Origin of the sequence: Bifidobacterium xylocopae (genome assembly GCF_003315615.1) — a bacterium.
GTDB lineage: Bacteria > Actinomycetota > Actinomycetes > Actinomycetales > Bifidobacteriaceae > Bombiscardovia > Bombiscardovia xylocopae.
The window spans coordinates 1-698 of sequence record NZ_PDCH01000038.1 but is presented as its reverse complement, the minus strand read 5'-3'; the positions used below and the strand labels follow the sequence as shown (position 1 = coordinate 698).

The window sequence follows — 698 nt, the reverse complement described above, 5'->3', positions numbered from 1 at the left end:
AGTCGCCGCCCTTCCACGTGGCGTGTGCCCCCGGAGCGGCCGCGTCGAAATCGAACTGTCCACTTATATCGGCGCCGGTCGTGGTATCAGTCACCGATTGAGCCACCACCGCATACGACTGGCCCGCAGGGTCAATCGAATCCGTGAACTTCAACCGCTTGCCTCCCAGTCCAGTGCCAGTCGTGATGACCTGATCATGCAGCATCGAATCCGCATTAGTACCAGCCGGCACGTCCTTGGTGGGCGGAGCTGGAGGCGTTTCGGACCGAGGCTCATACTGGTTAAGCATGATCACCACAATGGATATATCATCCGTCGAATACTGATCAGCCAGCGTGTCCACCGACATGCCAGGCTGATCCTGGAACTCGTAATTGGTCTGATACCCCACACCCTTATTGCTATAGGTATGACCAACCACAGTATTAACCCAGCCATTCATCCAGTCAGACTTTAAGTGGTGCACCTGGCCGCTAAACTGTTTATTCTGACCGGTCATAGTGCCCACCGCGACTACGCGACATTGTGCGTTGCCTGCCTCACTGGGGTGGGCGTCGTTGAAGCGGTTGGAGCAGTTGGTGTTGGCCATCGTCAGCGCCTGCTGGGCCACGCCGACGCCGTTCGGCAGCATCGTCACACCCTGGGCAGCGAAAGCCGCATTGATGCTGGACATGGCGTTGCCGCCGAACCCCCCATCG

General features: G+C 58.3%; 1 pseudogene. It reads right to left on the bottom strand.

The window, feature by feature from the left end:
• Positions 1-673 (bottom strand): annotated as a pseudogene (locus tag CRD59_RS07530) (LPXTG cell wall anchor domain-containing protein); the annotation flags it as partial.
• Between the last annotated feature and the right edge of the window lie 25 nt (positions 674-698).